20 protein-coding genes are annotated in these 23,465 nt (G+C 44.7%); 14 read left to right on the top strand and 6 right to left on the bottom strand.

Going from position 1 to position 23,465, the window contains the following annotated elements:
• Window positions 1-3 precede the first annotated feature (3 nt).
• From KUA46_RS15455 to KUA46_RS15445, 3 genes are all read right to left on the bottom strand, one after another.
• Entirely contained in the window at window positions 4-2,427 is a 2,424-nt protein-coding gene (locus KUA46_RS15455) for a glycoside hydrolase family 95 protein (RefSeq protein WP_218487000.1), read from the bottom strand.
• Between the two features lie 105 nt (window positions 2,428-2,532).
• On the bottom strand, window positions 2,533-5,493 hold the full coding sequence (locus KUA46_RS15450; RefSeq protein ID WP_420377693.1) for a family 43 glycosylhydrolase: 2,961 nt from the start codon (window positions 5,491-5,493) through the stop codon (window positions 2,533-2,535).
• A 94-nt stretch (window positions 5,494-5,587) separates the two neighbouring features.
• On the bottom strand, window positions 5,588-6,934 hold the full coding sequence (locus KUA46_RS15445) for a glycoside hydrolase family 43 protein (protein ID WP_218487001.1): 1,347 nt from the start codon (window positions 6,932-6,934) through the stop codon (window positions 5,588-5,590).
• A gap of 757 nt (window positions 6,935-7,691) precedes the next feature.
• Here KUA46_RS15445 and KUA46_RS15440 point away from each other — a divergent pair.
• From KUA46_RS15440 to KUA46_RS15405, 8 genes are all read left to right on the top strand, one after another.
• A complete protein-coding gene (locus KUA46_RS15440) occupies window positions 7,692-8,903 on the top strand; it encodes a site-specific integrase (RefSeq protein WP_218487002.1) in 1,212 nt (403 codons plus the stop codon).
• A gap of 123 nt (window positions 8,904-9,026) precedes the next feature.
• Window positions 9,027-9,773 (top strand): hypothetical protein, encoded by a 747-nt coding sequence (locus KUA46_RS15435; protein WP_218487003.1) that lies wholly within the window; start codon window positions 9,027-9,029, stop codon window positions 9,771-9,773.
• 157 nt (window positions 9,774-9,930) lie between these two features.
• Entirely contained in the window at window positions 9,931-10,395 is a 465-nt protein-coding gene (locus tag KUA46_RS15430; RefSeq protein ID WP_010537131.1) for a helix-turn-helix domain-containing protein, read from the top strand.
• Window positions 10,392-11,510 carry an AAA family ATPase gene (locus KUA46_RS15425; protein ID WP_218487004.1) on the top strand — a complete coding sequence of 373 codons (1,119 nt, stop codon included), beginning with the start codon at window positions 10,392-10,394 and terminating at the stop codon, window positions 11,508-11,510. Before KUA46_RS15430 ends, KUA46_RS15425 begins: the two co-directional genes overlap by 4 nt.
• A gap of 188 nt (window positions 11,511-11,698) precedes the next feature.
• A complete protein-coding gene (locus KUA46_RS15420) occupies window positions 11,699-12,607 on the top strand; it encodes a toprim domain-containing protein (RefSeq protein ID WP_118066281.1) in 909 nt (302 codons plus the stop codon).
• Between the two features lie 130 nt (window positions 12,608-12,737).
• Window positions 12,738-13,322 carry a type IV toxin-antitoxin system AbiEi family antitoxin domain-containing protein gene (locus KUA46_RS15415; protein ID WP_010537134.1) on the top strand — a complete coding sequence of 195 codons (585 nt, stop codon included), beginning with the start codon at window positions 12,738-12,740 and terminating at the stop codon, window positions 13,320-13,322.
• Window positions 13,323-13,332: 10 nt separating this feature from the next.
• Entirely contained in the window at window positions 13,333-14,187 is an 855-nt protein-coding gene (locus tag KUA46_RS15410; RefSeq protein ID WP_010537135.1) for a nucleotidyl transferase AbiEii/AbiGii toxin family protein, read from the top strand.
• A 113-nt stretch (window positions 14,188-14,300) separates the two neighbouring features.
• The gene (locus KUA46_RS15405; protein ID WP_218487005.1) at window positions 14,301-14,552 is read left to right on the top strand and encodes a hypothetical protein; all 252 of its coding nucleotides are present in this window, start codon (window positions 14,301-14,303) and stop codon (window positions 14,550-14,552) included.
• Window positions 14,553-14,599: 47 nt separating this feature from the next.
• Here the strand turns inward: KUA46_RS15405 and KUA46_RS15400 are convergent, their stop codons facing one another.
• Genes KUA46_RS15400 through KUA46_RS15390 form a run of 3 tightly spaced genes read right to left on the bottom strand, consistent with a single transcriptional unit; the run spans window position 14,600 to window position 18,289 of the window.
• Window positions 14,600-14,869, bottom strand: coding sequence for a helix-turn-helix transcriptional regulator (locus tag KUA46_RS15400; RefSeq protein ID WP_071122662.1), 270 nt, complete (start codon window positions 14,867-14,869; stop codon window positions 14,600-14,602).
• A 15-nt stretch (window positions 14,870-14,884) separates the two neighbouring features.
• The gene (locus KUA46_RS15395; protein ID WP_218487006.1) at window positions 14,885-17,191 is read right to left on the bottom strand and encodes a S8 family peptidase; all 2,307 of its coding nucleotides are present in this window, start codon (window positions 17,189-17,191) and stop codon (window positions 14,885-14,887) included.
• Between the two features lie 6 nt (window positions 17,192-17,197).
• The gene (locus KUA46_RS15390) at window positions 17,198-18,289 is read right to left on the bottom strand and encodes an AAA family ATPase (protein ID WP_149952475.1); all 1,092 of its coding nucleotides are present in this window, start codon (window positions 18,287-18,289) and stop codon (window positions 17,198-17,200) included.
• 439 nt (window positions 18,290-18,728) lie between these two features.
• Here KUA46_RS15390 and KUA46_RS15385 point away from each other — a divergent pair, with 439 nt between their 5' ends.
• From KUA46_RS15385 to KUA46_RS15360, 6 genes are all read left to right on the top strand, one after another.
• The gene (locus KUA46_RS15385) at window positions 18,729-19,265 is read left to right on the top strand and encodes a hypothetical protein (protein WP_218487007.1); all 537 of its coding nucleotides are present in this window, start codon (window positions 18,729-18,731) and stop codon (window positions 19,263-19,265) included.
• Entirely contained in the window at window positions 19,255-19,593 is a 339-nt protein-coding gene (locus KUA46_RS15380) for a DUF4134 domain-containing protein (protein WP_010537137.1), read from the top strand. Before KUA46_RS15385 ends, KUA46_RS15380 begins: the two co-directional genes overlap by 11 nt.
• 104 nt (window positions 19,594-19,697) lie before the next feature.
• The gene (locus KUA46_RS15375; RefSeq protein WP_149952473.1) at window positions 19,698-20,075 is read left to right on the top strand and encodes a DUF4134 domain-containing protein; all 378 of its coding nucleotides are present in this window, start codon (window positions 19,698-19,700) and stop codon (window positions 20,073-20,075) included.
• A gap of 51 nt (window positions 20,076-20,126) precedes the next feature.
• Entirely contained in the window at window positions 20,127-20,429 is a 303-nt protein-coding gene (locus KUA46_RS15370; protein WP_118312534.1) for a DUF4133 domain-containing protein, read from the top strand.
• Between the two features lie 149 nt (window positions 20,430-20,578).
• Window positions 20,579-20,875 (top strand): hypothetical protein, encoded by a 297-nt coding sequence (locus KUA46_RS15365; protein ID WP_218487008.1) that lies wholly within the window; start codon window positions 20,579-20,581, stop codon window positions 20,873-20,875.
• 27 nt (window positions 20,876-20,902) lie between these two features.
• Complete coding sequence (locus KUA46_RS15360; protein WP_218487009.1) at window positions 20,903-23,461, top strand: TraG family conjugative transposon ATPase; 2,559 nt, start codon at window positions 20,903-20,905, stop codon at window positions 23,459-23,461.
• Window positions 23,462-23,465 lie beyond the last annotated feature (4 nt).

Raw genomic sequence — 23,465 nt, 5'->3', positions numbered from 1 at the left:
ACATTATTTAATCAGATAAGTCTTTCCAGGTTCTGTTTCCAAGTCATATTCATATACGTCAGGAATAGGAACCTTCACTCCTTCTGCTATCCGATGCTGTTCCATTACTGGCTTCACTTCTGCAGATGCAAAAAGGATATTGGGACATGTTCCTTCTGCCTTCTTCAGATTCTTCGCCTTCAGCGGAACGTAGGAGCGGAGACGCAGGATGCCTCCGATGGTGGAGCGAATCTTCGCCTTCATCAGTCTGCCATTCTTCCAGTCCATATCCACCACAAAGCCGCCACGGGCACGAAGTCCCTTTACGCTTCCTTCTTTCCAGGCATCAGGCAAGGCTGGCAAGAGATGCACGGCTCCATCATGACTCTGCAGGAGCATTTCGGCGATACCGGCTGTTACTCCGAAGTTGCCGTCAATCTGGAATGGCGGATGGGCATCGAAGAGATTCGGATAGGTTCTGCCATCAGGATATTCCTTTGCCTGCGCATCAGATGGCAACAGGCGAAGCATATTGCTGATGATTCTGAAAGCATGATTGCCATCAAGCATGCGTGCCCAGAAGTTCGTCTTCCAACCCAGACTCCAGCCCGTAGCCTGGTCGCCACGATGCTTCAGGGTGGTGGCTGCGGCACGGAACAGTTCCGGATGAGAGAAAGGAGAAATCTGATTGGATGGATACAATCCATAGAGATGCGAGATATGGCGATGCTCATTCTTCGGATCATCCGCATCCACAAGCCACTCCTGCAACTGTCCGTACTTTCCTATCTGCATCGGCGGAATCTGAGAAACCAGCTGCTGCATCTCCTTGCGCTCAGCCTCATCAACACCCAATATTTCAGAAGCCTTCACGGCACTGGTTAAGGCATCGAAGGCTATCTGGTTATCCATTGTGCAACCAGCCGTTACGGCAGTTCTCTTACCCATAGGTCCCTGTTCCGGACTCACCGACGGCACGCTTACCTTCCATTCGGTGCCCGGCAACTTCTGCATATAGTCAAGATAGAACTCAGCAGCACCTTTTATTACCGGATACCACTGCTTGAGGAAAGCCTTGTCGCCCGTATAGAGATAATGCTGCCAGAGATGGGTAGTGAGCCAGGCACCGCCGTTCGGGAACATGCCCCACTGCGCACCGTCCACCGGACCTGCTATGCGCCAGATATCGGTGTTATGATGTGCCATCCAGCCACGGCAACCATACATTTCCCTAGCCGTCTGTGCTCCCGTTACACTCAAATCCTTGATGAGCGAATACAGAGGCTCCGTGGTGTTACCGAGATTCGTTACCTCGGCAGGCCAGTAGTTCATCTCCGTATTGATGTTGATGGTATATTTACTGTCCCAAGGTGCATTTTTGCTGTCGTTCCAAACGCCCTGCAGGTTTGCCGCCTGTCCACCAGGCTGGGAAGAGGAAATGAGCAGATAGCGACCATAGTTATACATCAGCGCTACCATCGCCATATCCTTGCTGCCCGCAAATTTCTCCAGGCGTTGGTTGGTAGGCAACGAAGCATTGATATCGGTTGGCAAAATCAGAGAAGAAGTAGCGAACTGCTTCTGGTAAGCCTCCACATGGCGTTTCTCCAACTGTGCATAGCTCATCAGTTTCACCTTATTTATATAGTCAGCATTGCGCTGGGCTGCATTGCCCGACACATCGTGATAGTTCACAAAATTGGTAGCAGCGCTCACAATGATGGTTGCCTCGGTACCATCCGTCCTTATATCTGCCACACATTCCGCAGCGAGAGCCGCCTTGATGCCTTCCTGGTCTTGTCCCTTCACCTTCAGTACAACCCCTGAAGGCGTTTTCTGAGTCTGATGTTCAAAAGGCGAATCCAGGGTAACATCGATATTCAAAGTCCCCTTTCTGCTCGCCTTGATGTGACAGACGATAACGCCATCAGCCAGCGAAGCAAAGGTAGTACGAGTATATCTTACGCCATCCATCACGAAAGAAGTCGTAGCAATCGCCCTCTTCAAATCCAAGTCGCGCACAAACTGCTCAGTCTTTCCCCGGTTCTTCATGCTGATATGCAGATTTGCCATTGGCAGGAAGCGCATGCCATGAGGTCCAGGGATGAAGGTTTGGTTGATGAGAGCCGCTGCCTCCTCTTCCCTTCCATTGAAGATGAGTTCCCTCACCTTTGGCAGATTCTCTAAGGATTTCTTGCTATTGTTGTTATGAGGACCGCCACTCCAGAAAGTCTCCTCATTCAACTGGATATTCTCATCCGTGGTTCCGCCATACACCATACCTCCCAGATGTGAGTTTCCGATAGGCAGAGCCTCCAGCCACTGCTGAGCAGGGGCGTTATACCAAAGCAGAGTACTATTATCTGTGCAACTTGTCTTAGCCATCATCTCTATCGGAAACAATAGTCCCAAGACCCAAGCCCCCAAAATCATCTTATTTCTGTTCATAAAATCAGCATTGATTAGTTATTAAAAACGGCACAAAGATAAGGAAACTTTTTGATTTTCCTTCACTTTGTGCCGTTAAAATAAAAAAAAGCTCAAACTTTAAACCTATTTTCTTTTAGAATACTCAAAAGAATCAACATCCACATATCCGCCAGCAGCCTTTGTGGCATAGTTATAGATGGCGATACGAGTACCCATGAAGAAGCGGCGATAATCATACTGCATCTTGAAATCCTTGATGGCAGGAATCCAGGTCTTGCCGTCTATACTATATAATAAGGTGGCAAGATCCTGATGAAGACGGAAATCGCAACTCATCTTCAGATAGATGATGCTTGATTTCGTTGCCTTATCCTGCTTCAGATTCAAAGGCTGGCGATAAACCACCTCACGTTTCACATCAGTCACTGCCTTTTCCTTTTCAGTCAAAGCTACACTCTCCTTGGTACCTACCACAAAGAGTTTCTTGCCTTCCTTTACGATAGAAAGCAGGGCCGCATCACCCTGGAAGGCTGACAGACCAGCCACATCACCATCTTTCATCTTGCTCACATCCATCTTGATGATTCCCTCGCAAGTTGGTCCTTCGGTACGGGTACTGATGGTATTAGGAGCCAGGAAGATGTTAGGAACAATACGGGATGTCTTCAGGCGGAGCCAGCCCTTGCGCTCTGTGAGCGACCAGGCATTATCCACAGGATTGTGGTTCCACTGCCACTGCAGTTCCAGTTTATCCTTCGAGAAATCGTCGCTATACACGAGTCCCTTGCCGTCATAGCCCAACACAGGCTTCTGCATCTCGGCAGGAATATTGCCCTTCTCATCGGTCAGCATAGGCCATCCGTCCTTCCAGGTACATGGCTCCAGCGTGAGCACTCTGCCCACACCACCACGGTCTTGGAATACGATGCCATACCAGTTGCCATCCTTATCATCTACAATCGTACCTTGTCCCACGCCGTTGAATCCGGCAAACTCCGTTTCCAGAATCACCTTCTTTTCGTAAGGACCCGTTATTTTATCAGCACGATAACAAACCTCACGACGAGGGTGTCCCTGTGGCCACGAAATCATCAGAAGATAATACTTGCCGTTGTGCTTGATCATGCGGGAGCCTTCGAGCAAACCCGTTTCATCAGCATCACGTTCAAAGAGTTTGCGATGGCTGCCCGGCACCACATCCGTCAGGTCGGTATTCAGCTGCACCATCTCTCCCGTTCCATAAACCACGTATGCCTTATCGTCGTCATCGAAGAAGAGAGCGGCATCATGGAAATGCTGCAAACGGCTGTGGATAGTCCATTTGCCCTCGATATCATCGGCGGTACAGATATAAGTCTCTCCACCAGGATTATCATTCGGAGCAAAGAGCGCATAGAACTTGCCACGATGATACTGCAGCGAAGTGGCCCACTGACCACGACCATACACCGTACCCTCCTTCATGTCATACTTAGGTGAATCGGTAAGTTTAGGGAAGATATAGTTCACGGTTTCCCAGTTCACCAGATCCTTCGATTTCATGATAGGCGCACCCGGCATCAGATGCATGGTGGTGCTTACCATATAGAAGCTGTCACCCACACGGATTACATCCACATCAGGCACATCAGCCCAAACCACAGGATTGGCGAAATTCTTCTCAAACTTCCACCAGTCGAAATTGAAGAGTTTGCTTCCCTTCAATCCTTTGAACACGAAGTATATATCATGCTTTCCTGTCACTTTCTTTAGCATTTGTGCCGAGAAAGTCTTCCACTTTTCCCAGCCACCCGTCTTGGTAATATCAAGTTTTGCCACCAGTTCGCCATCTTCCTTATCGAGATGAACCTCCAGCGAACCTCCAAGCGAAGAGCATGCCGCTGAGATGGCAAATGCATCCGGACTCTCATTTCCGAAATCCACCTCACGTACCTTGATATAATCACCTGTATGAATTTCTGAGATATAAACACCCGTCTCGTCGGTCTGCTCCGACTTCACTCCCTTAGAGAAAGCGATGGTTTCAGCCTCCTGACGCTTGTAAGGATTGAGGGTTGCGATAGGAGCCACTCCTTCCTGAGTATGGTGGATAATTGGGAATGTGCCGTCGGCATTGTATTTGAATTCTTCCACAGCCACACTGCGTCCGAATCCGCCACCCAGTTTACCCGTATGATAGAAGAAATAAGACTTGCCCTTGAAGTCGGTCACACCGCAATGGTTAGTAAAGGAACCCGTATCTTCCAATGGCATGATTTCGCCCATATACTTCCATGGTCCGAAAGGCTTCTTGCTCATAGAATAAGCGATATGCTCAGGCACTCCACCTGCAGCATAGAGCATATAATAGTTCTTGCCACGCTTCATGAACCAAGGTCCCTCTGTGTAGCAATCCTTATATTTCCGGGTTGAATCGCGCTTCTCCATGTCAGGCGAACCGAATCCCTCCTCAGTCATCACGATTCTGCCCACTTCACGCTTTTCATCAACAGCCGACTTAGCATCTATACCACCCTTGAAGCTGATCATATCTTTATTCAGTTTGGCATAGTAAAGATGCGGATTACCCCAATAGAGATAAGCCTGACCATCCTCATCCATCCAGACGGTAGGGTCGATATTGTCCCAACTTCCATTATCGAAAAGCGGTTTGCCCAGCGCATCCTTGAACGGACCGGTAGGAGAATCAGCCACAGCTACGCCGATAGCCATTCCGCCCGTCAGTTTAGAGTGCGCACAGATATACCAGTAATACTTACCATTACGTTCGATGGTCTGTGCTGCCCAGGCACGGTCGTCTGCCCAAGAAAAAGAACTGAGGTCGAGCGGAGAACCATGGTCTGTCCAGTTCACCATATCCTTGGTGGAATACACACGCCATTCGTTCATCCAGAAGAAGTCAGCCTTATCTTCATCATGACCGGTATATACATAGAGACGGTCTCCGACAACCAGAGGTGCTGGGTCGGTAGTTAACTGTGTTTGCACGATTGGGTTCTGTGCATAGGTAGCACCCTGCATGGCAAGCAGCCATGCGCTTATCAGTAACGGCTTTCTGAGAGCCAAGTTTTTCGTTGTATTCATCATTATGATTGTTTATTCGTTTAACGCTGCAAAATTACGAAAAAACAATCATAATGACTTTATCGAATGTTTCAAAAACTTTATTAAGTTTATCTTACTCCCCAAACTTCCACCAATCCAGGAAGAAGAGGTTCTGCTTCTGGATGTCGCCTCCCTTAAAGACGAAGTAGAGATCATGAACACCCTTTACCTTCTTCACCTGGGTAGAGAAGGTTTTGTATTCGTCCTTGGTGTTGCTGATATCCACCTTGCCGATGCACTGGCCGTTTACCCCATCAAGGCGGATTTCGATGCTGCCGCCAAACATGTGGCAAGAGGCAGAAACATCAAACTTACTTGCGCCCTTCTTGAAGTCAACACCCTTCACGAGGATATACTCAGCCTCATCAATATTCGTAACCACTTGGTTCCATCTGTCCTTCTGCGCCCATTCGTTCTTAGGCTGCGTTTTCAATCCATAGCCCCAAGCCATCGTCTCAGCCTCAACCTGGCGATAAGGGTTGAACCATTCTATCTGCTCCAACTTGCAATCCTGGAAGTATGGCAACTCCTGGATGGTTCCGTCAGGATTGTAAGTCATTTCGGCCGCAGATACAGAACGCTGCTCGGCATGACGCCCCGTCTTCAAACGGAAGATGTCATAATTCAAGCCGAAGCAATAGCTCTTGCCCTTATAGTCGATGATGCCCGGATGATTGCCACGAGTGCGAGGCGTATGGTTCATGATATGTCCCTTATATTCCCATGGTCCGAGCGGATTCTTGCTCATCGCATAACCGATGCCCTCAGGACAGCAGGTAGAAGCATAAGCCAGATAATAATTGCCATTGCGCTTCCAGAACCAAGGACCTTCCTGATAATCTTGAATCTTCGGGAAGTGCATGATGGAATCGGAATAAGAAATCATGTCCTCGTTCAGTTTCACTGCCTTCAACTCCGGGTTGCCCCAATACATGTAAGCCTGGTTATCATCATCAATCCATACGGTAGGGTCGATGTCGAACCAATCGCCCTCCCATGCCAGAGGCTTTCCGATAGGATCCTTGAACGGTCCGTATGGATTATCAGCTACCAGCACTCCGATGCCATGACCATGGATAGGACAATACATATACCATTTGCCATTGCGCTCGATGACCTGCTCTGCCCAGGCACCATTCTCGCCCTTAAACCACTTGAAGTCTTTCAATGAAGCCACGGCACCGCGGTCTTGCCAGTTTACCATATCCGTTGAGGTGTAGAGCAGCCAGTCCTTCATCAGGAACCCTTCAGCCCCATCCTCATCGTGGGTGGTATAGAGATATACCGTATCGTTGTGCACATAAGGTGCAGGATCGGCTGTGTACTTGGTCTGGATGATTGGCAAATTGATATTCTGTGCTGTTGCTGCAGTTCCCATGCCAGCCAAAAGCAGGGATAAAATCATTCTGTATCTAGTCATTTTATGATTTAAATTAATTATTAGTTGATTAAATTGTTATTTATGGATGCAAAGGTAAGCAAAAAAACAGGATTCTACTTTATCATAATTACCAAATACTTTATTTTATGTAACACTTACATCTGTACCTTTACTGCCTTTCCGACATATTCCACCCTCTTGCTTGCCAGCATTGGCTGATAGCCTGCACTGCTATCAGTACTCAACAAGAAAAAAAACACACGGACAAATTGAATTTGTCCAGATTACCTGTCCGGACGCTCATAACCGTCCAATAATCAACGCATTACAAACCACCGGGCAATTTGTCCGGACAAATTCAATTTGTCCGTGTTATTTTTTTAGCATGAAATCATAAAGAAATACAAGGATTTCCATCCTGTCAATGAGTTCCCAAATAGAAAACGCTGACTTCAGACCCAAGAAACTATGAGTTTTAGAGGAGAAAGCTATGAGTTAGGATTTTTAACATAAAGCTCTAAAGCAGCCAAAGGAGAATAAGAGAGGTTGGAACGTAAACAGTTGGGAATGAGTAGATTTGCACAAAGTTGCCAAATCGGCATAAAGCAAGCGAGTGAGGAATATTGAAGTAGTTCAGTTACTAAATCGTGAGCCACAGTTACCTATGCAAAGCAGGTAACAATGCGGAAAGGCAACTTTGTGCATCAACGGATTTTATTGCACTGATTCTCAATGTTTTGCGTATCAAGGAACGCTTACAAAATGATTATATTTGCACACTCAAAATGTAAGCGTTATGAAAATCGAAAAATTCAAGGTGTTGCTCTACCTGAAAAAGAGCGGAATGGACAAGAATGGGAAAGCTCCCATCATGGGACGCATCACGGTGAACAGGACTATGGCGCAGTTCTCCTGCAAGTTGTCTTGCACTCCATCGCTTTGGAATCCTCGTGCCAGCCGATTGGAGGGCAAGAGCAAGGAAGCCGTGGAAACCAACAAGGACATCGAGCAGTTGTTGCTTTCCATCCAAAAGGCTTTCGATGTGCTTGTGGAAAAGAGAACGGACTTCGAGGCTAAGGATGTCAAGGAGGCTTTGCAGGGCAGCGTCAAGACACAGACCACCCTTCTCTCCTTCGTGGACGAGCATATCAGTGAACTCAGCACCCATGAGGGCATCGATATGTCGAAGAGCAGTGTCTGGACTTACAGAAAGATTCGCAAGAATCTCGCTGAGTTCATCGGGGAGAAGTATAGGTTGACTGATTTGGCTTTCGGACAGCTGACCGAGCCTTTCATCAGTGACTTTCACCATTACTTGCTTGACGAGAAAGGCTTTTCATCAGGAACCATCACCATCTATGTGTCGCTCTTCAAGAAGATGTGCCGCATCGCCTTTGAGCGAGGCTTGTGCAAGAACCTGCTGTTCGCCCATTATCGGGTTGGCACTCCAAGGGTTACGACACCCAAGGCTCTCAGCATGTCTGATTTCATAAAAATCCGTGATGCGGAACTACCCGAAGACAAGCCGAGACTATCCGTTAGCCGTGACATGTTTCTTTTTGCCTGCTATGCAGGAACAGCCTTCATAGACACCGTTTCCATCACGAAAGCCAATGTCAAGGTGTTGGAGGATGGTGACAAATGGCTCATCTATAACCGCAAGAAGACCGGAACACTTGCCAGGGTGAAACTCCTGCCCGAGGCGTTGGAGCTGATGGCGAAATACGAGGACGAGGCAAGAGATACCCTTTTCCCATTGCTGAGCCCGAATCGTGTTCGTATCGATCTCATCACCATCTGCAAGTTGGCGGAAACGAGCAAGACCTATTCCTACCATGTCTCAAGACACACGTTCGCCACGATGGAGCTGACCATGGGCGCAGACCTATACACTACAAGCAAACTTCTCGGTCATACGGAGGTGCGTACGACACAAATTTACGCAAAAATCATCAATAAGAAAAAGGACGAGGCTGTTTCCCTATTGGACAGTGCGTTCGAAGAATAAAAATGGAACATAATAATACATCAAACAACCAAGGACGAGACGACTCCTCGTTCTCTCTTTTTACCCCAATGCAATGAATGCACCTTCGCTAACGGTGTAGGTGGCATTTGTGGTACCAACAAATTGTGGCTGTTCTTCAAGGAAGCCCATGAGTGCTATCAGACGGAAGTAATAGGATGCGGTAAACTGTATCACCGCTATAAAAAGGACTTTCTCAACAGCCATTCCTATACGGACTGCCAGTATGCGGCAGGCAAGAACGAGCACAAGAAGAACTTCTACATCATGGAGGAGTTTCTTGAAGAACGTGAGGACTTGGTAGTCATATTCTTTACCAAAGTGGATTTCGAGTATCATGACTACAAGGCTCTTCATCACAAGTTCAACACCACGGAGCCGCCTCCAAACGGTCAGTATCTCCATGGTAAACCACCGTCAATATTACAAACAGCACAAGAAACCAAACCGAAACAGGACTTTCAATGTTACTTTGATTCTACTCAGTTGAACCTCATTGCGCGCCATGCCAATGAGGTTCGTTTGTTCTCAGCCGATGTGTCGGAAGAGGATATGCGAAAACTCTTCTCGTGCCAAGTCTGCAAGCAGCTAAAGGCGAGAAGCAACAGACGTGTGGCATTCTTCTTTGACATGCTCTGCAGCAAGAACTTGATTTGCAAGCAATGGCAATCGGTCATTGCCAAGCATAAACTCATTCTGTCTTCATCAACAGACAAGCCACTTACAACAACCAAGCTGTCCTCAGCAACCAGTGATGCCAAAAGTACCAACGCCAGTATCTATGAGGCTATCCGCAAGAAAGTGCAAGAAATAGCAGATTGCGGTAAAAATGACAGCAAGGACAGCATCTGACAGATGAAAACCTTGACAGTTGGCTTGATAGTCGGTTGACAGTCAAGCGCACTTCCATCCGATTGGGCAGAAATGCCCTTACCTTTGCCCTCCGTAATCAGAAACCTGGTTATGGAGGGCGACCTCGTTATGTGTAACGATAAATAAAATTACGACAATGATTGGACAGACAACAAATCAGGCAAACAATCCGCCAAAGGATGGCACTATCCTACCGCCAACGATAGACGTGGATAAACACGAGTTGACAGAACAAGAACTGGCAGACATGACACCAATGAGACTTGCCGAGCGCATTCAACAGATGGAAGAAGCATTCAAGCTGCTTGGACCAGTGGAGGATGTGCTGAACCGCATCAAGTGCTTGGAGAAATGGCTCTTTGCAGGAAAAGACGTGCTCACCCTTGACGAGGCAAGCGTATTCCTTGACGCTTCAAAGAGTCAGCTTTACAAACTGACACGTACCTTTGCCATTCCCCATTACAAGCCAAACGGCAAGACCATCTATTTCAGCAAGGAAGAACTGGTGGAATGGATCAAGAAGCACCCTGTGAAAACAAAAGAGGTGTATGAGCAGGATGCCATACGCTATGTGATGAACAAACCCTTGAAGAGCAGATGACGATGGAAGAAATGAACGACATGAGCCTCTTTGAAGGCGCAGCGGACAATGCTGATTTGTTGGAAAAGTTGCTGAAGGCATCGCTTATCCATGCGGATGAGACCTACCAGACACCGCCACAGATAATATGGGTGGACAACTCGACCATAGCCACGCTTGGCAACTTCAGTGCCTCCACAGGCAAGGCGAAGAGCCGAAAGACGTTCAATGTATCGGCATTGGTGGCAGCCTCGCTCGCTAATGGAAAGGTGCTGCAATATACGGCAAAACTACCCGATGACAAGCGTAAGATACTCTACGTTGATACGGAGCAGAGCCGTTTCCACTGTCACAGCGTGATGCAGCGCATCCTCCGGCTTGCAGGATTGCCCGACAACATGAACAGTGAGAACCTTGTGTTCTTCGGACTGCGAGAGTACAGTCCCAACCTCAGACTGCGACTGATAGAATATGCCTTGCAGACGCAAAAGGGCTTTGGCTTGGTCATCATTGACGGCATAAGGGACTTGATGCTCGACATCAACAATCCGAGCGAGTCCGTCCATATCATCAACAAACTGATGCAGTGGTCAAGCCGCTATGACCTGCACATACATTGTGTCCTACACTTGAACAAGGGTGATGACAATGTAAGAGGTCACATAGGAACGGAACTCAGCAACAAGGCAGAGACGGTACTGGTGATAAGCAAGAGCAATTCGATGGCGAATGTGAGTGAAGTGAAACCGCTCAACATCCGAGACAAGGACTTTGCGCCCTTTGCGTTCCAAATAAACAAGGAGGGACTTCCAGAGATTTCCAAGGACTATGTGGTTGACTCTACCACAGCCAAACAGCCGAAGATGACGATAGCCGACATTACCGATGAGCAGCATGACAAGGCACTTGAAATGGCTTTCGGCAAGAAAGTGGTGTCAGGTTATGAGAATGTGATAAACGCATTGACGAAAGGATATACAACTATTGGTTTTGCCAGAGGTAGAACAGTGATGTCAAAGTTGCTGACCTTCCTATTGAAGAGCAAACTGGTGGTGAAATGCGGCAACAACGAGTATTGCAGAATGAAGAATTATCCTTCGCTTCCGCTGCTTGAAGGGCAGGAGGTGAAGAAGTGAGGATGAAGCGAAAATCACTTCAAAAACTACTTCATTCACCTCGGTGTATATATAATAGTAGAACGGACGGATTTTGTGAAGTGGCATCATATATAACTACATAGATATACGACGAAATGACTTCACAAAACCGTTCATTCACTCTGGTGTATATATAATAAGCGCACGAATGAACAAAAAAAAGAAAGATGAACATACAACAAGCAAAGGAAATCAAACTCACGGACTATCTGAGCGCATTGGGACATCAGCCCAAACGATGCAGCAAGTCCACCTCTTATTATCTGTCGCCATTACATGCGGAGACAAAGCCATCGTTCAAGGTGAACTTCAGCCGAAACCAATGGTATGACTTTGCTCTTGGCAAGGGTGGCAACATCATTGCTCTTGCCCAACTTCTCTACAATACGGATGATGTGGGTGCTGCATTGCAGCATATAGCAGCAGACATGAACAACCCAAAGTCCACAAAGGCAAAACCTCCCATACCGACACAAGTAGAGACAGACAAGATGGACAAGGTACATATCCAAGAATTGTCCTACCCTGTGCTTATGTCGTATCTGCGTTCACGCCATGTGGATGCGGACATAGGTAAACGCTATTGCAAGGAGATCTGGTACACGTTTAAGGGCAAGCGGTATTTTGGTATAGCCTTTCCAAATAACAGGGATGGTTATGAGCTGCGTAACCCATATTATAAAGGTTGTTTGGGCGAGAAAGACATATCCTTGATACATTCACAGCAAGTTGGAGTGCAGGACAGATGCTGCATCTTCGAGGGGTTTATGGACTTTCTTTCGTACAAGACTTTGGAAAAGCGAGGCGACAATGTGATTTGCATACAAGAGCCATGTGATTATATTGTACTGAACTCCATCAGTAGCCTTGGGAAATGCATGGAACGATTGGCGTGTTACACTGCTATCCATTGTTATCTTGATAATGACCAAGCAGGAACGGTGGCTGCCCATACAATCATGGACTGTTATCAAAACAGGGCAATCAACGAATCCATAAGATATGCAGAATACAAGGATGTCAATGATTATCTTATCGGCAGAAAATCCATTATTCCGCATAAAGAGGATGTATAATACGATAATTTTCTACGGAGAAAGTCAATATTCTCCGTAGAAAACTATATTTTGCGTGATTTTTGCGTAGATTTCCGTACAAACATACTACATTTTTGAAAATATGTAGTAACTTTGTACAGAATTAAAGATGCAAATCATGGAAAAGCGTATGACAAATCCAAAATCTGAAGGCTATATCTCTGCAAAAGATATGGCAGGAAGAGCTGCATACTATAAAGTATTGCAAGCCGCCAAGAATGGCGAACTCACCAGAATAAAAAGAGGTGTGTATGCAACCGATGACCATTTGGCAAGTCAAATGCTTGATGTGGAAAAGGTTGTTCCTGGTGGTGTGTTGTGTCTGTATTCCGCTTGGTCACATTATCAGTTGACTACACAGGTACCACAAGAATATTGTCTTGCAATAAAAAGAGGCCGAAAAATCACCCTTCCAGATTATCCCCCAATTACACTATACCATTGGAGTGATACCGCCTTTAACCTTGGAATTACGAATACAGAGATTGAGGGTTTCAAGGTGAGAATATATGACGTGGAGAAATGTGTCTGTGATGCAGTAAAGTATAGAAACAAAATCGGCATAGATGTCTGTACGGAGATTATAAAGGAATATCTGAAACGCAGAGATCGTAATGTCAGCAAACTGATGAAATATGCCTCACAACTGAGAGTTGCCAAAACATTGGGAACATATCTACAAATGGAACTATAAAATAATAAATATGACAACGAAGAATTATGCTCGCTCGGTAAGAGCGAAACTGCTTAATATATCGAAAGAAGAGAATGTCTTCTACCAATCGATATTGACACGATACTTTCAGGAGCGTCTGTTGTACCGTCTGTCGGTAAGTCCATACAAAGAACGCTTTATATTGAAAGGTGGTGCATTACTGTATGCCCATGAGCATTTGAAAGCAAGACCAACATTGGACATAGATTTCCTTGGTCAACAGATTAGCCGTGAGTTGGACAATATCAAGGAGACATTCAGAAATTTATGCGACATAGAATGTCTGGAAGACGGAGTTGTCTTTGAAAAGGACAGCATTAGCGTAGAAGAAATCACTCTCAAAAAAGAATATAATGGTGTGCGAGTGCATGTCAAGGTAGGACTTGACACGGCAAGCCAAGTTATTTCCATGGATGTAGGCTTTGGCGACATCATAACTCCAGCACCCGTTGACCTTTCTTATCCGGTGTTGCTGGACACATTACCAGAAGTTGACATCTTGGCTTACTCTTTAGAGACCGTGGTGGCTGAAAAGTATCAGGCAATGATAGACCATGCGACAGAGAACAGCCGCATGAAAGACTTCTTTGATGTGTACAGAATACTAAAAGCAGGAAATATTGACTTGAACACATTGCAAGAAGCCATCACAGCCACGTTTGAGAATAGAGGCACCGCCATCTCTACGGAATATAGCCTTTTCGAGGATTCTTTTGCGACAGATGCCAAACGAAATATTATGTGGAATAGTTATTTGAAGAAAATCAAATTCAAGGAGCCACTAACCTTCCAAGAAGTTTGGACATATATCACACAGGAACTGAAACAATACATGGAAAAATAACAGTTCACCAAGAATTTGCCAAGCTCTCCGTTTCGGAGGGCTTTTTTTTATGCCCTTTTCATAAGCAAAGATTATAAGGATGTAAACGATTGTCTAATAGGGAGAAAGAAAGCATGAGGGAAACAAAAGTGGAATATGACGATATAGCGGATATACACTGGTGGATGGTGGATCATATTCACTATCTGCCAGCCATGATATATGCTGTATTGTTGATAGATATAGTATCAATCGTTGTCATCATCAAACATAGCAAGGGGCTGGAGCAAGACGAGGTATTGGAACGATTGAAGATAGGATGCAGTGTGGCAGTGTTCCTGCTTGGGATGCTGTTGGTGTATTATATAGCATATCTGTTTTGGTAAGGTGATATGGGAAAGTTTGAAAAACGATAGTTTTCTACGGAGAATATTCATTTTCTCCGCAGAAAACTGTTGTATTGAATTTGGATGTTCAGAAGCAATGAAGCAGGAATCCCCATAACTGATTCTATCTGTAAAGCCATTTCTGTGGATAGTTGCCTTTTCCCAGAAATTGTTTCATTTAAAGCTATCAATTCGATATTAGCTTTTTCTGACAATTGCTCTACAGACAGTCCCGACGCAACAAGCTCGTCGTTTATCAGTTCTCCAACATGAGTGGGCACATAGGGAATGGCGTTTGAAAAATCATATGTAGCCATAATAAAGTACGATCATTAATTATCAACTCGAATATCATTATGAATATTGATATCGTTGTGTACATATCCTCTTTGTTCTAGTAAATCGAGACATTCGGTATATATCGTGCCACGATGTCTAGGGTCTTTTATTGTCACAACGACAACAACGTCTTGCGAAAGTACTTCTCCGTCTCTCTCCAAAGCTTGTACAGCTGCATCACGGTAGAGTCCAGTGAGTTTCATTGCCCATTTTCTGTTTTCTCCCAATGCCTTTCTCCTGTTAGTGTCAGTCATCTTGGAAAGATCAACATAATACTTCTTGATAGGTTGATATTTATCTCCCTGTTCAATCAGCATACGTTCTTCTGCGAACTCCTTTTTGAAAGCTTTTGAGCTATAAATCGATGCATTGAGTACATTAACGGCATCTTTTGATGTTCTTGACTCATTGCGCATCATACCTTCGCCCAATTGAACATGTTCAACATGGTCATAAGTTTCCAATAGAACATCCACTTGACTTTGGCAATACTCACAACCTTGCCCCGCATTAATTACAGGATTCACAGCCATTGACAATGTAATTTCACCGATGAAATAACCGTTTTCAACCAAACTTTGTGGGTATGGAAAATCCAAAGAAACAATATTTGTTCCTTTCTGTAAAGTCTGATGAAAAACCATAGTGCACTCATCAGCATCGTTGTTAAGCATATCTGTAATAACAGATGGCAAACCGAACCCCATTTCCCTGCGAAGTTCTTCTGGCGTTTTCGATAAACCTACAGGGTAATCAGAGTTGTGAACAAGCAATGCTTTCAAAAGCAAGGGATTGCATTCACCTCCAATCATCTGATTAAGATTAGCAGCCAAAGCTGTAATTCGCGGAGTAGAAAAACTAGTTCCACTCCAGCGGCAAAACTGTCTTCCCCATTCTGAAAACAGGGACAGATGTGTATCCATATTGCCGCCATAGTGCACCAAATCTGGCTTTACTGCATTTTCAACACCAGGACCAATGCGAGAAAAAGGACTTCTGTCATTTTCTTTAGCATCATTATTGGTAGTTTTCTTATGAGCTATAGATCCTACAACGAGACTAAGCAAAGAATCGGCGCCATCAGTAATTCTTTGATTTTCTGCTCTTGGATCAACATTACCTGCAGATTTGCAAATCAAGATTCTGTTGTCTTTCTGCAAGCTGTCCAATGCGATGCCCAAGTCGGAATATCTGTCATTATCTATCGTTTTTGTTGTACCTTGCGAGAGATTCCAGATTTTTATATCTGGATGTTTAGCGATAGCATTTTGAATGTTGGCTACCAACTCGTTTTCGTATATTTGGGTTCTGTCTGTATTGACAATACAACTCTTTATTTTACAAGGTCCACATTTCGTCAAATCTTTATTTTCAAGAAAATCACCATAGTTGATGACACTTGCAACAGCAGTTCCATGACTTCTGTTTATGTCTTCATCTTCCAAATCAGCGATATTATCTTCATCATCAATCATCCAAGGACGCAGGTAATCATTATCGCCAACACCAGAATCCAACAAGCCTACCACAGGATATGTTGCGCCTTCCAATGGTGTCATCACTTCGATGCTGGAGTTGTCTTCGTCTGGGGCAGTTTCAAATTCTATTGTAGGCATTTTTCTAACCGCCAAGACACAATCCATGGATGCAATAGCCTGAAGTGCTTCCTCTGACACATGTTCCAAGGAAAACAAGCGTAAGCTACTAGCATAATTCAGCTCTTCTAATTCAACTCCAAATTCCTTGCATTTTATACTCAAAGCAATACGAGAACGATGATTGTACTCACTATTCAGATAATCAACCAACTGCAGTTTGAGACGGTCATTTTCTTGAATGCTATCATCAACAACAGCCTTGTATCGAGAAATGTTTTCTATTGCAGACAAACCAATCTTTTTGTCTTTCGGCAGATTGGTTGTATTTACCACCTTAAAACCTCGCTCCATTTTCTTCAAATCATTGGCGGTATCAATCTTTACCAAGATTTTACCTACCGATGTGACTCCTAGGACATTTCGTTTAGAGTTTACATCCATCATTTTTCGCACTGCTGGACGATGAGATTTAGCTGTTGCTTTTTTGTTCAGTGTAATCTCTGTAAGCACAGGCATCGTTCTATTTGCATCAGAGAATAATTCTGAGAACAACTCCAATTGATCGTGAACCCTTTCTGCATTAACGGAAATAGCAGTATCATTAACCCACTTTGGTAATTCACTGCCACCACCAGCTTCCGTCAAGAAATTGTCTGTTTCTCCCCTAAAAGATACATTTTGTATAGGATATTCTTTTGCCATAATTCACTATTTTTTAGATAATACATTTCTGACCAATCTTGCACTAATATTTAGTTTTTGTACAATCTTGGCTTGACTAACTCCGTTTGTGTTAAGGAACATGATGAGTTTATCTTGTGCTTCGTCTTTTCCTTCGAACTCAAAGATAGCAACAAGTAAGTCCTCATATTCAATAGCTTTGCTTCCATTGATAACGCCCTTCACTTTTAGTTTGTTAAATATCGTAGAGATGTCAGAGGGAGACATTTTTTTTGTTAAGTCACAAACCGTTTTCATCTTTTGTCCATCCTCTACAAAAGGACAATTGAACCCAGATGTTAAGTCCAAAATTATTTTTTTTCTTGCTTCGTCATCAGGCATTCCGACTTCAATTTTTGTTGTGAAGCGTCTCCAAACGGCCTTGTCTAACAATTCGGGATGGTTTGTTGCTGCAATCAGAACGCAAGAAGTTGGCATGGAGTCAATGTTTTGAAGCAAGCTGTTGATGACACGCTTCAGTTCTCCCAGCTCGTGATTGTCGTCACGTGCCTTGGCTATTGCATCAAATTCGTCAAGAAACAAGATGCATGGCATGCTACTAGCATAGCTGAATATTTTTCTTAAGTTCTTTGCTGTACTACCAAGAAGTGATGAAACAATTCCATCCAATCTTGCTACCACCAATGGTAAATTGGTGTTTTCACTGACATAGTGAGCTATAGAGGTCTTGCCACAACCAGGTGCTCCGTAAAGAAGCATGGACTTAGGCATATTAACCCCTGCCTGTTCCAGTTCGTCACTGTGCCTCACCAACTCAATGAACTCACCTACTTGCCTTCCGACATTATCAGAAAGGACAATATTGGTACGTGTTGAGTCTTCGGGAATTACTTCTACTATTTGCAATTTGCTGTCCGAATCTAAAGGTAACATACGCATGGCATCAGCTGTTGCAGAACTTCTTGTGTTAGAGTTTTGAATTTGCTCTTTGATGCAACGAGCCAATTGAATGTTGCCCTCGGCTTCAAGACGAGTAGCTAAACGATTGGAGTAACTTATGATTTTTCTCCTATCGTTATTCAATCCTCCTTCTATAATTCTTAATATATCTGATGACATATGGCTTGTTATACATGTTATTATTATTTTTTGAATACAAAAGTAATAAAATAAAATCCAATGCGGCAAACATATTGAAACATTAACTCATTTTTAACACAAAACGTACATAAAACCAAAATATCTGTACGAATACCTCTGTTTTATGTTATATTTCGTATTAAACAAGTACATATTACAAGATTTAAATAGATAAGGTATTCTATACTTAAAAACATCCGTCTAAGTATAAGGAAGAAATATGCGAAAACTAACAGAAGAAGCTGATTAAAGTATGATTGAGAGTATGATATATGATTATAATTTGAATATATCTTAAACTTTGATGGTCATACTTTACAAAATTCTTTTATGTCGGATTTTACTCTTTACTTTGCACTCGCAACTGGCAAGTTTGCCACTGCATAGAGTATAAATAATCAATAAAACAAAGTATTATATGAGTCCATTTTTGATATTCGCTATCAGTCTTACCATTGCATACGCCATCTACTATGCGGTGATGATAACCAGAGACCTGTATGGTAAGAAGGAAGAAGCCAAGAGCAACGAGGAAGTGTTTGACATCAGCAACATAACGGAAGAGGAAGCCGCAGTAGCCGTCAATGAAAGCGATGGTGGCTTTAGCGTTGCCGACAAGCAATACGACACGAGTTTCCAAGACGGCACATCATACGATGAGGGCTATGGTATGGGAACAGAGAACAACGGAATGTGTGATTATTCTCCAGAAACGGATTCTTCCGGCAGAGAAGATGATGTTGATGAAGACGAAGAAAATGATGTCAACCAACAGAAGCCGAAGAACGCAGCCGAGTCGTTGCAGGAAAAGATGGATGGGCAGATGGAGTCCACCTCTCCCATATGGATAGACGGACTATGGCAGGACGACTTCACGGAGAGCCTATTGAGACAAGGCGAGACAAAGCCAGGACAACCAAACATCAAAACAATACCAGTCAAGGATGAAATTTAGCCATATCATAAAGAATGTAGTAAGTTCCTTTGTCTTTGCGCTGCTCCCCCTGTCAGCATCAGCCAAATGCGGTAATGTGGACTATAGCTGGGGAGCAGACGCACTGGCAGGGATGCACGACTATGTGGTGACGATGATGCTGTATGTGCTGTATCTGACATACGCTGTCGCTGCTGTGATGGTGATTATATCCGCTTTGCAGATATACATCAAGATGAACACAGGGGAAGATGGAGTTACCAAGTCCATACTGACGCTGATAGGAGCCTGTCTGTTTATGATAGGCGCATCCATCCTGTTCCCAGCATTCTTTGGCTACCAGATTTAAGACTCAACTGCAGAAGAGTATATCATGTGAAAGCGACAACACCTTTCTATATAATTATAATAAGGTGTTTCCAAACGAATCATTAACAAGTAAAACAAGAAAGAATGTTTAAGAAAACAACGAACTATCTGAAGAAGACCACCAAGAGCGTTCTCTCTTCAGGACGCTTGAAGACATTGGCATTTATGCTCCTTGTGGGCGGTGGCATTGCCATGGCGCAAAACTCGGCAGGTGACTACACAGCAGGAACCACTGCCTTGACAACTGTGACAGAGGAAATTGCCAAGTACGTACCTATCGTGGTCAAACTCTGCTATGCCATTGCAGGTGTTGTCGCCGTAGTGGGTGCTATCAGCGTTTACATCGCCATGAACAATGAGGAGCAGGATGTCAAGAAAAAGATCATGATGATTGTAGGAGCATGTATCTTCCTCGTGGCAGCAGCACAGGCATTGCCATTGTTCTTCGGTGTGACCAACTAACGAGTGAGAGTTATTCCGTGCATATTCAGTAAGTGAGAAACGACGTGAAGAATGGCAAGAGAAGAGCAGGAAATCCGCTACCCCGATTACCCACTGTTCAAGGGACTCCAGAAGCCCCTTGAATTCATGGGAATACAAGGGCGGTATATCTATTGGGCTGCAGCCACGGCAGGAGGAGCCATCATTGGCTTCATTGCCGCCTACTGTCTGATGGGTATCATTGCAGGACTGATCGTGTTGGTCGTGGCAATCACTACGGGTGCAGGTCTCATCATGTTCAAACAACGGAAAGGACTGCATACCAAGAAGAACGACCAAGGAGTGTTTATCTATGCCTACAGCAAGCGCATATAAAAATGTGAAACAAAAAAGTATCGACATGACCAAGATGTGGATGACAAGTAGAAAGTGAACGACTGGTAGGCTCATTCTCCCCCAAGGGTGTGGGTCTACCATTATTTGTTTCAGCAGAAACATTGCATCTTAGACATAAAAGAACAGTTATGAGCATGAGAGCAAAGAACATAATCATGATGGCATTGGCTGGCATATTGCTGACCGCATGCAAGGACAAGACCTACAAGCCACCCACATTGGATGCCATGAGGAGTGCAGATAAAGCAAGAGCAGCTTGGGCGAGAGAGACAGAAGAACATCCTGCAACTGTGGAAACACCAATAAGCAGGATGGATTCCACTGCAAAGGATAGTGTATCAACCCTTTATAGCGAAGAAAGCTACAATACCTCTTATCAAGAGAATGACAACAAATCATCCAGTATGAGGGGAAATCATCAATAATCCGAAGAAACAGAAGAATAAACGAGTATGGTACTATATGTAATCTTATTTTTCGTGGCAACCTGCATTGGCATGGCCATATCGGTCTATGCCTTTGGTACTGGTGGCAAGCGGAAGAAAATCTTTCAGGACATCTACTTCTCCGTAGAATACACGGATGGTATCGGTGTGCTCTATACCAAGACAGGAGAATATTCTGCCATTCTGAAAATGGAGAATCCTGTGCAGAAGTATTCTGCCAATATAGACAGCTATTATGAGTTCACCAATCTGTTTGCTGCCATCGCACAGACTCTGGGTGAAGGCTATGCCCTGCACAAGCAGGACATCTTTACCAGAAAGCAGTTCAAGGATGAGAGTGGCAAGGGACACGAGTTCCTTTCCGAATCCTACTTCCGCTATTTCAACGGAAGAGAATATACGGACAGCATGACCTATCTGACCATTACGCAGGAGAACAAGAAGAGTCGTCTGATGTCTTTCGACAACAAGAAATGGCGAGATTTTCTGGTGAAAATCAGAAAGGTGCAAGACCAGCTGAAGGATGCCGGTATCAAGTCGGAGTTTCTGAACAAACAAGAAGCAAGCCAATATGTTGACCGCTTCTTTGCCATGAACTTCCGTGACAAGATGTTGAGCATGACAGGATTCAAGGTGGATGACGAGATGATAGGTATGGGTGACATACGCTGTAAGGTATATAGTCTTGTGGATGTGGATTGCGCTAATCTGCCGACACAAATCCGTCCGTTTACCAACATCGAGGTGAACAACACCAGCATGCCAGTGGATCTGGTGTCATTGGTGGACAGCATACCAGGTGTGGAGAGTGTGGTGTATAACCAAATCATCTTTGTACCGAATCAGAAGCGTGAGCTTGCTCTGCTAGACAAAAAGAAGAATCGCCATGCCAGTATGCCAAACCCAAGCAATCTGATTGCCGTGGAGGACATCAAGCGAGTGCAGGAGGTGATAGCGAGAGAAAACAAGCAGTTAGTATATACCCACTATAATCTGATAGTGACGGTGAAGCCAAACACGGATATACAAAAGTGTACCAACCATCTGGAGAATGCCTTTGGCAGGATGGGCATACATATCTCGAAGCGAGCCTACAACCAGTTGGAACTGTTCGTCAATTCATTCCCCGGCAACTGCTATGGGATGAATGCCGACTACGACCGATTCTTGACCTTGGGCGATGCCGCCACCTGCCTGATGTACAAGGAAAAGATTGTGCATAGCGAGGACACACCCTTCAAGGTCTATTATACCGACCGCCAAGGAGTGCCAGTAGCCATCGACATATCAGGAAAAGAGGGACGAAACAAGCTGACCGACAACAGCAATTTCTTTGTCCTCGGTCCTTCGGGAAGCGGCAAGAGTTTTTATGTAAACTCCATGGTGCGCCAAGCCCATGAGCAAGACACCGACATCGTGCTGGTAGATACAGGTAACTCGTATGAAGGACTGTGTGAATACTTCGGCGGAAAATACATTTCCTATACCGAGGAGCATCCTATCACGATGAACCCTTTCAAAATCAAGCGAGAGGAATGGAACATCGAGAAGTTGGGATTCCTGAAAAACCTCGTGATGCTGATATGGAAAGGAAGTCAAGGCACGGTGAGCAAGACCGAGGACAGGTTGATAGAGCAAGTCATCAACGAGTATTACGAAGCCTACTTCACCACCAAGCGAGTGAGCAACCTCTGTTTCAACAGCTTCTATGAGTTCAGTACTGAGCGACTGCCGAAGATATGCGAGGAGAACGGTCTGCATGGCATAGACCTGTCATCCTACAACTATCTGTTGAAGGATTTCTATAAAGGAGGCAGCCACGATGTGACGCTGAATGAGAATATGGACAGCAGTCTGTTTGATGAGACCTTCATCGTCTTCGAAATCGACAGTATCAAGGATGATCCACTGCTCTTTCCATTGGTGACACTCATCATCATGGACGTGTTCCTGCAGAAGATGCGTATCAAAAAGAACCGAAAGATGCTCATCATCGAGGAGGCATGGAAAGCCATCGCCTCGCCCATGATGGCGGAATACATAAAATATCTGTATAAGACCGCCAGAAAATTCTGGGCAAGTGTGGGTGTGGTGACACAAGAGATACAGGACATCATCGGCAGCGAGATAGTGAAGGAAGCCATCATCAACAACTCGGATGTGGTGATGCTGCTCGACCAGAGCAAGTTCAAGGAACGCTTTGACACCATCAAGGCGATACTCGGTTTGACCGATGTGGACTGCAAGAAGATATTCACCATCAACCGTTTGGAGAATAAGGAAGGACGCAGCTTCTTTCGTGAAGTGTTCATCAGACGAGGACAGACTAGCAATGTGTATGGTGTGGAAGAACCTCATGAGTGCTATATGACCTACACCACGGAACGAGCGGAGAAGGAAGCATTAAAACTCTACAAGCGAGAGTTGAAATGCAACCACCAACAAGCTATCGAAGCCTATTGCAGGGATTGGGATGCAAGTGGTATCAGCAAGAGCCTCGCTTTTGCTCAAAAGGTAAATCAGGCAGGGAAAGTACTGAATTTAGGGAACAAAAATAAAAAGTAATCAA

This window comes from Segatella copri, from assembly GCF_019249765.2.
In the GTDB taxonomy this organism is placed as follows: domain Bacteria; phylum Bacteroidota; class Bacteroidia; order Bacteroidales; family Bacteroidaceae; genus Prevotella; species Prevotella copri_K.
The sequence above is the reverse complement of the archived record's forward strand: the minus strand, read 5'-3'. Positions and strand labels throughout refer to the sequence as shown.

Coding starts and splice junctions, on each gene's coding strand:
- KUA46_RS15395 (WP_218487006.1), bottom strand. CDS start 17,191: ATGGCAAAAGAATATCCTATACAAAATGTATCTTTTAGGGGAGAAACA.
- KUA46_RS15450 (WP_420377693.1), bottom strand. CDS start 5,493: ATGAATACAACGAAAAACTTGGCTCTCAGAAAGCCGTTACTGATAAGC.
- KUA46_RS15405 (WP_218487005.1), top strand. CDS start 14,301: ATGAGGGAAACAAAAGTGGAATATGACGATATAGCGGATATACACTGG.
- KUA46_RS15365 (WP_218487008.1), top strand. CDS start 20,579: ATGAGCATGAGAGCAAAGAACATAATCATGATGGCATTGGCTGGCATA.
- KUA46_RS15445 (WP_218487001.1), bottom strand. CDS start 6,934: ATGACTAGATACAGAATGATTTTATCCCTGCTTTTGGCTGGCATGGGA.
- KUA46_RS15370 (WP_118312534.1), top strand. CDS start 20,127: ATGGCAAGAGAAGAGCAGGAAATCCGCTACCCCGATTACCCACTGTTC.
- KUA46_RS15455 (WP_218487000.1), bottom strand. CDS start 2,427: ATGAACAGAAATAAGATGATTTTGGGGGCTTGGGTCTTGGGACTATTG.
- KUA46_RS15375 (WP_149952473.1), top strand. CDS start 19,698: ATGTTTAAGAAAACAACGAACTATCTGAAGAAGACCACCAAGAGCGTT.
- KUA46_RS15380 (WP_010537137.1), top strand. CDS start 19,255: ATGAAATTTAGCCATATCATAAAGAATGTAGTAAGTTCCTTTGTCTTT.
- KUA46_RS15420 (WP_118066281.1), top strand. CDS start 11,699: ATGAACATACAACAAGCAAAGGAAATCAAACTCACGGACTATCTGAGC.
- KUA46_RS15425 (WP_218487004.1), top strand. CDS start 10,392: ATGACGATGGAAGAAATGAACGACATGAGCCTCTTTGAAGGCGCAGCG.
- KUA46_RS15390 (WP_149952475.1), bottom strand. CDS start 18,289: ATGTCATCAGATATATTAAGAATTATAGAAGGAGGATTGAATAACGAT.
- KUA46_RS15415 (WP_010537134.1), top strand. CDS start 12,738: ATGCAAATCATGGAAAAGCGTATGACAAATCCAAAATCTGAAGGCTAT.
- KUA46_RS15385 (WP_218487007.1), top strand. CDS start 18,729: ATGAGTCCATTTTTGATATTCGCTATCAGTCTTACCATTGCATACGCC.
- KUA46_RS15360 (WP_218487009.1), top strand. CDS start 20,903: ATGGTACTATATGTAATCTTATTTTTCGTGGCAACCTGCATTGGCATG.
- KUA46_RS15440 (WP_218487002.1), top strand. CDS start 7,692: ATGAAAATCGAAAAATTCAAGGTGTTGCTCTACCTGAAAAAGAGCGGA.
- KUA46_RS15410 (WP_010537135.1), top strand. CDS start 13,333: ATGACAACGAAGAATTATGCTCGCTCGGTAAGAGCGAAACTGCTTAAT.
- KUA46_RS15400 (WP_071122662.1), bottom strand. CDS start 14,869: ATGGCTACATATGATTTTTCAAACGCCATTCCCTATGTGCCCACTCAT.
- KUA46_RS15430 (WP_010537131.1), top strand. CDS start 9,931: ATGATTGGACAGACAACAAATCAGGCAAACAATCCGCCAAAGGATGGC.